The 8,367-nt window shown below is 56.4% G+C and carries 13 protein-coding genes; 6 read left to right on the forward strand and 7 right to left on the reverse strand.

Features of this window, described 5'->3' with window-relative positions:
• Positions 1–127: 127 nt before the first annotated feature.
• Positions 128–394, forward strand: a complete 267-nt coding sequence (locus CFR72_RS15590) for a conjugal transfer protein TraD (protein WP_025439956.1) — start codon at positions 128–130, stop codon at positions 392–394.
• Positions 387–890, forward strand: coding sequence for a MucR family transcriptional regulator (locus CFR72_RS15595; RefSeq protein ID WP_110914707.1), 504 nt, complete (start codon positions 387–389; stop codon positions 888–890). The genes CFR72_RS15590 and CFR72_RS15595 overlap by 8 nt, the downstream gene beginning before the upstream one ends.
• A gap of 301 nt (positions 891–1,191) precedes the next feature.
• On the opposite strand, the gene CFR72_RS15600 is transcribed toward CFR72_RS15595, so the two are convergent.
• From CFR72_RS15600 to CFR72_RS17705, 3 genes are all read right to left on the reverse strand, one after another.
• Positions 1,192–1,533: a BrnA antitoxin family protein gene (locus CFR72_RS15600; protein WP_007396313.1), complete on the reverse strand. Its 342-nt coding sequence runs from the start codon at positions 1,531–1,533 to the stop codon at positions 1,192–1,194.
• Entirely contained in the window at positions 1,502–1,798 is a 297-nt protein-coding gene (locus CFR72_RS15605; protein ID WP_010518357.1) for a BrnT family toxin, read from the reverse strand. The genes CFR72_RS15600 and CFR72_RS15605 overlap by 32 nt, the downstream gene beginning before the upstream one ends.
• 139 nt (positions 1,799–1,937) lie before the next feature.
• Positions 1,938–2,108 carry a hypothetical protein gene (locus CFR72_RS17705; protein ID WP_167400424.1) on the reverse strand — a complete coding sequence of 57 codons (171 nt, stop codon included), beginning with the start codon at positions 2,106–2,108 and terminating at the stop codon, positions 1,938–1,940.
• A gap of 154 nt (positions 2,109–2,262) precedes the next feature.
• Here CFR72_RS17705 and CFR72_RS17710 point away from each other — a divergent pair, with 154 nt between their 5' ends.
• Positions 2,263–2,427, forward strand: a complete 165-nt coding sequence (locus CFR72_RS17710; protein ID WP_167400425.1) for a hypothetical protein — start codon at positions 2,263–2,265, stop codon at positions 2,425–2,427.
• Positions 2,428–2,792: 365 nt separating this feature from the next.
• Here the strand turns inward: CFR72_RS17710 and CFR72_RS15615 are convergent, their stop codons facing one another.
• A complete protein-coding gene (locus tag CFR72_RS15615; protein WP_110914709.1) occupies positions 2,793–4,442 on the reverse strand; it encodes a 2-oxoglutarate and iron-dependent oxygenase domain-containing protein in 1,650 nt (549 codons plus the stop codon).
• 396 nt (positions 4,443–4,838) lie between these two features.
• The gene (locus CFR72_RS15620) at positions 4,839–5,609 is read right to left on the reverse strand and encodes a StbB (protein ID WP_110914710.1); all 771 of its coding nucleotides are present in this window, start codon (positions 5,607–5,609) and stop codon (positions 4,839–4,841) included.
• A gap of 94 nt (positions 5,610–5,703) precedes the next feature.
• Between CFR72_RS15620 and CFR72_RS15625 the strand changes: the two genes are divergently transcribed.
• The 3 genes from CFR72_RS15625 (at position 5,704) to CFR72_RS15630 (ending at position 6,492) form a co-directional block, all read left to right on the forward strand.
• Complete coding sequence (locus CFR72_RS15625) at positions 5,704–5,928, forward strand: helix-turn-helix domain-containing protein (protein ID WP_010511395.1); 225 nt, start codon at positions 5,704–5,706, stop codon at positions 5,926–5,928.
• Positions 5,929–5,965: 37 nt separating this feature from the next.
• Positions 5,966–6,142, forward strand: a complete 177-nt coding sequence (locus tag CFR72_RS17715; RefSeq protein WP_167400426.1) for a hypothetical protein — start codon at positions 5,966–5,968, stop codon at positions 6,140–6,142.
• A gap of 155 nt (positions 6,143–6,297) precedes the next feature.
• Positions 6,298–6,492 carry a HigA family addiction module antitoxin gene (locus CFR72_RS15630; RefSeq protein ID WP_244182340.1) on the forward strand — a complete coding sequence of 65 codons (195 nt, stop codon included), beginning with the start codon at positions 6,298–6,300 and terminating at the stop codon, positions 6,490–6,492.
• A gap of 824 nt (positions 6,493–7,316) precedes the next feature.
• On the opposite strand, the gene CFR72_RS15635 is transcribed toward CFR72_RS15630, so the two are convergent.
• Both CFR72_RS15635 and CFR72_RS15640 read right to left on the reverse strand, forming a co-directional pair.
• A complete protein-coding gene (locus tag CFR72_RS15635) occupies positions 7,317–7,721 on the reverse strand; it encodes a DUF2442 domain-containing protein (RefSeq protein ID WP_007396285.1) in 405 nt (134 codons plus the stop codon).
• Positions 7,705–7,917 (reverse strand): DUF4160 domain-containing protein, encoded by a 213-nt coding sequence (locus CFR72_RS15640; RefSeq protein WP_110914712.1) that lies wholly within the window; start codon positions 7,915–7,917, stop codon positions 7,705–7,707. Before CFR72_RS15640 ends, CFR72_RS15635 begins: the two co-directional genes overlap by 17 nt.
• Positions 7,918–8,367: the final 450 nt, after the last annotated feature.

Raw genomic sequence — 8,367 nt, forward strand, 5'->3', positions numbered from 1 at the left:
GGCGCAAAAAAGGGCGGCCGGAAAGGAACCGGAAACGATCAGGACGGATCTGCTGGCGCTTGAAAGACGGATCAGGAAGCAGGAAGCCCTGATCCATCGCCAGCAGGCACGAAAGGCACGCACCGACATGCGCGACTGGGCGAAGGCGCGACGGGAACGCACTCATCATCTGATCGAACTGGGCGGCCTGGTCCAGAAGGCGGGACTGGTCGATCTGACCGATGATGACCGCGCCACCCTGCTCGGGACTTTTCTGGATATTGCAGGACAGCTCCAGGGCAGCAATGATACTGCTCCGGTTGACCTGAAAACACGCTGGAGGCGTGCGGGACTTCATGCCTTCGACAGGGACCGGGAACATGACAGGACAACAGGCAGACGTGACCATGACTGACCACGAGACACGATCATCCGAAGCTGACACGCTGCGGGAGCTTACGACCCGGATTGTCGCTGCCTATGTCAGCAGCAATACGGTTCCGGCGGAGACCCTGCCAGGCCTCATCGCCTCGGTATTTCAGGCGCTCGGAAGTCTGGGACAGGCGATGACCGAAACACCAGATCTGGTGCCGGCCGTGCCTGTGAAGAAATCCGTGTTTCCAGACTACATTGTCTGTCTGGAGGACGGAAAAAAAATGAAGATGCTCAAGCGCCATCTTCGTACTGTCTATGGCATGACACCCGAGCAGTATCGGGAGAAATGGGGCCTGCCGGAAAGCTACCCGATGACCGCCCCATCCTATGCAGCCCGACGTTCTGCCCTGGCACAGGAGATCGGACTGGGGCGGACCGTCAAGGAGACACCGGCCCCTTCGGAAACATCAGGAACTGGGGTGCCGGTCACACGCCTGCCAGAGAAGAAACGCGGACGCAGGCCGAAACTGGCCTGAAGGTCCAGACCGGGAGAAACGGGACATGAAGGCATGGGCCGCCAGCCTCGGCACGGATAACCCGCTCCCCCTGCCACAACCCGGGCAATAAGGGGGACGCTCTCGCACACCGCAGGAAGGTAACGAGGCGTACATTGGTCACGGCTATCCGTCAGGTCATACCGGATCAGATCGGTGGTTACGACGAAATCCTCGGCCGCTTCGTCACTGTGCAGCGAGGGCATGGACCTGTTTTTGCTGCTCATGGTGGTCGATCTCCTTCTCGTGCAGGAAAGTGGGCAAAGAAAGATCAGAGCCACTCTTATGCGTGTACCGTCTTCCCGCGCCGTGAAGATCGTGCAGATCCCGCGTCTGTTTTCGTGGGCGCCTTACGTAAGGCGCGATTCATAATTTCACGCAGCGCATCATTCATACGTGTCTGATAGCCAGGCCCGTCCTTCTCGAAGAAAGCCACGACATCAGCGTCAAACCGCACGGTTTTCTGCACTTTACGGGGTCGATAGAAGCGCCCCCGTTCCGCATGTGACCAGTCACGAATTTCTGGGGCTTCATCATCCGTCACAATCTGATTGTCAGGCATGGCCTCCACAGCCCGTAACGCCTGAAGCAGTTCAGAGTCCATTTTCGTATGCTTTGCGCTCATGGGCAGTTGCCTTTCTTACGCTGATAATACGACCGTATTCTTCGCCATCCTCCTCGTCTTCCACGGGTTCTGTATGAACGACGAAGAGAGTTGTGATGCCCCGTATCTTCCCTATGGTTCGCCACCTGTCCCCATCTGGATGGGGATCAGGGACAGACAATGCGAGCGGATCGCCGTCGAGAACAAACCTGCCGGTTTCCAGAGGCAGCTTATGCTTCTCCCTGTTTTTTGAATCCTTTTCAGGATCCCATACCCATATGGTCACAATCCGCTCCAGTAGTTACGGAATTGTAGTTACAACAGTATGATTTTTCAAGCCCGCATTCCTGCAACGGATTAACTCAATTCCCGATGACAGGATTCTACCACAGGCTCCCAATGTTCTCTGCCGAAGCAAGAAAAACTCAGTCTTCCTGTTGAGATATCAGCCGGATCTGGGCGATCATTTCATCGGCTGTGATCTCTCCGCACTGGCGGGCATCCATGATTGCGGTGAGCGAGCGTATATCTGTGCCCGCCTTATGTAACGATAACGTAATAATTATCTGCGGGTTTCCTGTGGCCGGAAAACTCATATCCCTCCCTTCCCCTGCTTCAGCGAAACGTCCTGATCCCATCGAACATGGACATTGTCGATGACGCACAGGGTTCTCGGGCGCTGCGGTCACCAGAAACACGTGGACACAGACCGGAACGGGCCTGATGATCTGGTCCGGTAGGAACACCATCATGGAAACAGGTCATTCCGATCGGGAAGCCGAAAAGAACGAAGCGACACGCCGGGCACTGGCCCAGGCTGATGCCGGATTGTTCATCAGTGATGAAGCGGTGAAGGCATGGGCGGCCAGCCTCGGTACCGATCATCCCCTTCCCCTGCCTGAACCCGGGCAATAAGGCGGCCGAAGTTCCGTAGAAGGGTGCATGTGACGGCCTATCGCAGGCCGGTGACAAGGACCGCTGCGCCTGGCGCCTGGGCAGCTGTCGGTTTTCTGGATCCTGACCCTTCGATTTCATCCTCCCTATTATGGAAAATCATTGGAAATCCGCCATTTTCAGGGTCGTTAATCGGACCCCCCTTTAATATGTCTGTTCATGGCCTACGTCTTTCTCCAGTCCCGGCACCTCACAACGGTCGGACAGGAAAAAAAGTCACTGGCCCACCTCCACAGCCCAGTCTGCCAGCCTTACGACCGACCATTCCTGATCGCATCCCACGGACCACCCACCGGGAAATGCCCACACTGTGGAAGCCTTCCGCCTCAGTGGTGCTGGTTTTTGTGCCCGTATGTCGCTTGCAGTCTTTCCTGCAGGTAGTCATGCCCGGTTACGGGTGGATAATGCGCATGCTCGCCGGAGCTGGTTACGATCGGCTCGACCAATGCATCCGCATCGGGATCGAGGAAGAAAGCGATCGAATACCGCTCGCCTGCAGGGCGCAATACCCGATGCGGGGTCGAGACATACACATCATTGCTCCACCGCATCAGGCAGTCACCGATATTGCAGATGAACGTGCCGGGAATCAGCGGGGCGTCCGTCCAGTCGCTACCGCGCGGACGTACCTGCAGGCCCGATACGCCATTAACCGCAAGGATCGTGACATTGCCGTAATCGGTATGGGCACCCGCCCCCGGTGCCGTGCTGGCCTGTTGCGCGGGCGGATAGCGCAGCAGGCGTAGCGTGGCCATGGGGTACCTGAATTTATCGACAAAGAAATCCTCATCTACCCCCAGGTCACGGGCAAAACCGCGATGCAGTGCCGCGCATATATCGAGGCAGATGGCGAAATATGCCATCATGAGATCCTGCCATCCCGGAAGAGCAGGCCATGCGTCCTGGCCACCAGGCTGGTTAGGGCTGATGTTGAAGGCTTCCTTGCGGTCGGGCAGGGAAGTCGTATCAAGCCGTTCGATCCCCAGCCCCACATAGCCCCGGTTCTGGCCCACGCGGCTCATGGCCACGGCTTCCTTGGCGGCGGCGGGTTGGGTGAAGAACGTGTGCGAGGCCTCGAAGAGCTTTGCTATCGTATCGGGAGATACGCCGTGGCCGGTAATGTAGAAAAAGCCGGTCTCGCGGCAGGCCCTGCCGATGGCGCTGGCCACGGCCTCCCGCTCCGCACCGTTACCCTGGTGCAGGGGGGAAATGTCGATAACAGGGATGTCATGGGTCATGGGACTGCTCCTTTTTACCTCAGGACCGGGAGAAAACCGGTTATCCGCAGGCAGGCGTTCGGCGTCACCTGCCTGGATAGACGGGTTGGAATGAGTGCCCTGCTGGCGTATCTGGCGCGGGCTGAGGCCATGGAACTGCCTGATCTCACGCGACAGGTGGAAGGCAGATCCATAGCCCGTACTGTCCGCAATGCTGGTCAGTGACATGTCGGTATGCCGGATCAGGCGCAGCGCAGCCTGTGCACGCACGGCCCGCAGGTAGCGCATGGGCGTGGTGCCCTGATGCCGACGGAACAGGTCTATCAGGTAAGGTGGCGTAATGCCGGCCACAGCGGCCAGTGTTTCAAGGTCCGGCTTTTCGGCATAATGCAGATCGATATAGTATCTGGCCGCGAGAAGCGGCGCGGGCATGTGTCCGGCCATATATTCTCCCGCCTCGATGCGCCATGCCGCGAACAGGGCCTCACCCAGGGCGTTGCGCAACGTATCAAGGGCTGGCGAAACGTACGGACCACACCCGATCCCTTCCCGGAAAAGCGTGCGGATGCGCGGAGAGGCCCGGATCCGGTCACCCAGGAAATCCTGCTCTACAGGGGAAGGTGCCTCCAGCAGCGGCGTTTCACACCACTGAACCTGGCTGCCCGGTGCATAGGTGGAACGCCGGCCAGTGGTGTTGATGAAGATGCCACACTCCCCCGCATGAAGTTCCCGCCTGCCGCCATCGATCACGGTGCTCATGGTGCCTGTCTCCAGCAGGAGCAGACAGGCATAAGCGCGGCTGGTTACGCGGAATTCTCCCCCGTCGGGATAGGCTGTCTGCCCAAACGAGAAACTGGTGCCACGCCTGATGAATGCCGATTTGCGAACTTCTGACAGAATGAACCCATCCCCATGTCACGCCTGTCCTGACCATAGTCGGGTTACCGATACGATAGAATGGCCGCAAACGTCGAAAACATGTCTGGAATTAAGATCTGTCCGCGATGGTCTTTCGCCCGGAGAGAGGCCGGGTTGCTGATCCGTGGGGAGGCCATGAAAGGCATGGGTCGCCAGCTTCGCGACGGATAACCCCCTCCACCTGCCAAAGCCATGGCAATAGAAGATCGCTCTGCTCTGGGCCAATGAGGTGGTCTGTCAGGCTGCTGCAGCCAGCCCTGGAGAGATATGGGCCATGAGACGGGCAAAGGTCTGTTTCAGCCGGGGTTCCACGCGTTCGGCCCTGGCGGCCAGAGCGGCATAGGATGCATAATTCTGACGGTCTTCCAGCGTCGCGTGCCTGTCTCGTGCCTTCTGACGATAGAATTCGCAGGGCAGAAGCGACCTGAAGGAAGCCTGTTTCCTGAAGAAGTGGTTATAGATCTCGTCCTCTTCCACGAAGACATCCCAGAAAAAACGCGGAGCATCAGGCCCCTCGCAGATTTTCATCACGTCTTCGATCGGCGAGGACACTGTCCTGTCCTGCAGCCGGTTGGGCACCAGGATAATTTTCTGTCCGGAAATACCGCAGGCCCGGAGCTTCTGAACCGTCCAGATCATCCGCTGTATACTGTAGACTTCAGGCGTAAAGGGAATCAGGAAAACGTCGATATCTTCGTCAGCACCAGAAAAGCGCTTCATCTTCGTGCAAGTAGCCTCCAGGGCGGTCATGTCGATATCGATGATGATGGGCCGGCCCTGATTCAGGGTGAGTTCCTCAAAAACCACCCCGAAGTCCCCATTTCGGACCAGCAGAAGGTTATCTGGGCTGAGGCCACCAGAAAAATCGATCCGTTCCTTGACGCAGACCAGAAGGGGATTGAGGAGGAAAGGTGCCAGGAGATGAAAGGCAATGACGGTTTTCCCACACCCACCGGCAGCTGACAGGACGCAGATCCGTGGGGCAGAAACGGGGTGGCAGTCAGACATCTTGGCCTCTCTATATCCAGGGGAACGACATTGAATGGGCATTTACATACTATAGTTGATAAAAATATAGTATGTAAAACGCCAGCATGTCCTGATGGACATGAGACGCCTTGTGGGATGGAATTTTTCCCGCATCCGAAGGAATAAAGGCCTGACACAGGAACAGGTTGCCGAGCGGTCAGGCTTCAGCCAGCAATATCTCAGCGGCCTGGAAAAAGGGGTTCGCAATCCAACGGTCGTCACCCTTTATGAACTGGCCTGCGTGCTGGACATTTCTCCTGTTGAATTCCTCATGCCCGTTGAGGAAAGTGGCTCATAATCGTTGCAACAGGCCGCAGCCAGGAAAGGGAACGAACATGCCGACGGATACAAACCGGTTCGACCGCGACCGGGAAGCGGAAAAGGACGCAGCCACGCGTCAGGCACTGGCAGAAATTGCAGCGGGACGTGTGGTCAGTGCGGAAGCGGCCATAGCCTGGATTGATAGCCTCGGCACCGATCACCCGCTCCCCATGCCAGAACCGGGCCAATAGGATGGTCCCATTCCAGCATAAGGGGGAACGCTGATGCATAGGGCATTGCCCTCATCCAGGCCTCACGCCAGGAGATCATGATGCCCGGGGACAGGCACCGTTGCCCCACCCATCCGGGGGAATTGCTACGGCTGGACGTCATTCCTGCCGGCTTCATGGAGACGTCAGAAATTGCACAGGCCCTTGGCATATCCTGTCCGCATCTCCACGAGATCCTGGCGACCCGAAAACCCATTACACCCGAACTGGCGGAACGACTGGGTCAACTGCTGGGCAATGGCCCTGATCTGTGGATCAGGATGCAGGCGGCCCATGATGACTGGCAGACCACGCACCCTGGCATTCCATAGATCGCGTGCTGGCTCTGAACTCCCATAATGCAGCCGGTGGTAGAATGATCGTGCCTCAACTCCGGCAGAAACAGAACGCGGGAATGATCTCTCATTCCCGCGCTGAAGATTACCAGTAATATTCATGGGGCCGCCGGAAGGGGATGGCTCCTCGTCAGATACCTGCCACAGCCCGTCAGAGACGCACTCAGGCATGTGTAGCGGAATATCCGTCTCTATGACTGTGGGACACCATTGGAGGATGGCTGCCTACTGAAATATCATCATGGGCCATGGGCGATGTGACTAACAGGCGGACAGCGTCATGGGTCGATACGGAAGGAAAGCCCGTTCCGGTCGGAACAACCTGCCAGTCCTGCCGGGGGCATCTATGGCGGCGCTGCCGGGCCTGCCATCCGCCGACCGGGGCGGTGTCGGTCATGGAAGTCTCGACGGCTGAGATCAGCTTGAGCGCGGCAGCATAAACACCCTCCGATGTGATGGGGCACCCTTCGCTTATCTTGCTCAGTCTTTAGTCTCTGATAATGACCAAATTATATTTTAAAACTACTCAATATTATATTAACCATTGTATCAAAACTAACGTCATTTATATAATTTCCATTTGGTTCGTAATTTATAAATGCATAAGAGTATTTTTTAAATATTACATAACCAAATTTTATATTTGCACCATGACATTTTAAATGTCTACATTCGTCATTTATATATTTTTTAGTATTTTTTGCTATTTTTTTGGTGTCGGTGAACTTGAGTCTTGTATTGATACATTTGAATTGTGTGGTATTTTAAAAAAATAATTCATTATTACCTCAATATGTGAGTTATGCGACCTTTCTTGGTCGGCCGCCTTTGACACCATTTCGACGTGCCGCTGCGGCTTTTGCTGGCGATGCCTGTCGGCCTGCCTTTGCCGCCATGTAAGCACGGGACCCAAACAGACCCGCCATCAGTTCCGGCACCAGTAGATCAGCATCCAGTGCCTCCCAGTGCAGGCCGTAGCCACCCATGATTTCTACCTGGGCCAGTTGCTCTGGCGTTGCTCTCTCAAGGCCCTGAGCCTGTGAGGCAGGGAATTCAAAGCGGGTGCCATTGGACAGCTCAACGGTTACGCGCCCTGTCGTGGCATCGTACCCAGCAGCAATCGCCTGGGGCACCGTCTCGCGCCGAATGCGACCACGTTCATAAGCGGCATCCATCTGCTTTTCGATGTCATGATCGTTGCGCATCAATCGTCCTCCATGCGGCCAATAGGGCTTCGCGTTGTTCCACCGCGATCCTGAACGCCTCGCGTACGTCTGCTCGCTTCACGCCGGGGGCAATCTCCCGGACCGTTGCCTCGGTTTCCCCAAGGTTGATGATGATTTCACGGCCATCACAGAACACATGGACATGGGCCGGATCATGGTCATTTGCATAGATCATGAACCTGAAGCGGCCCACTCGGTGAACTGTTGGCATGGTCACATCCTACCACAAAACCCAACACGATGGGTATTTTTATTATGACCAGGGTAGCGACAGTCATATTTTTGGCGCGGGAGAAAGCCCGTTGCTTGTCCGCATCTTCTGGCGGCCGATGGAAAATTGGATTCCTTGAACACCACAGCGTGAATGCCCTCCGATGCGAAGGGTGCACCCTTCGCCTATCCTGCCCCGTCTTGGGCTTCTGATATTCCACTGACGGATTTCGCCTGGCTCGTTTTCAAGCCGGATAAGCACCCGAAAGACACCCGATAGATGCCTGATAGACACCGGACAAAAACTGGCATTTCAGGGGTCGTTTGCGGGAGGGGGCGAAATCCTACGCTAAGCTGAGAACGCGCTTCCCATAATCCCTGAGCTCGCCCTTCGGTCCGACATATCTGTATAGAG

It is taken from the genome of Gluconacetobacter entanii (genome assembly GCF_003206495.1).
GTDB lineage: Bacteria > Pseudomonadota > Alphaproteobacteria > Acetobacterales > Acetobacteraceae > Novacetimonas > Novacetimonas entanii.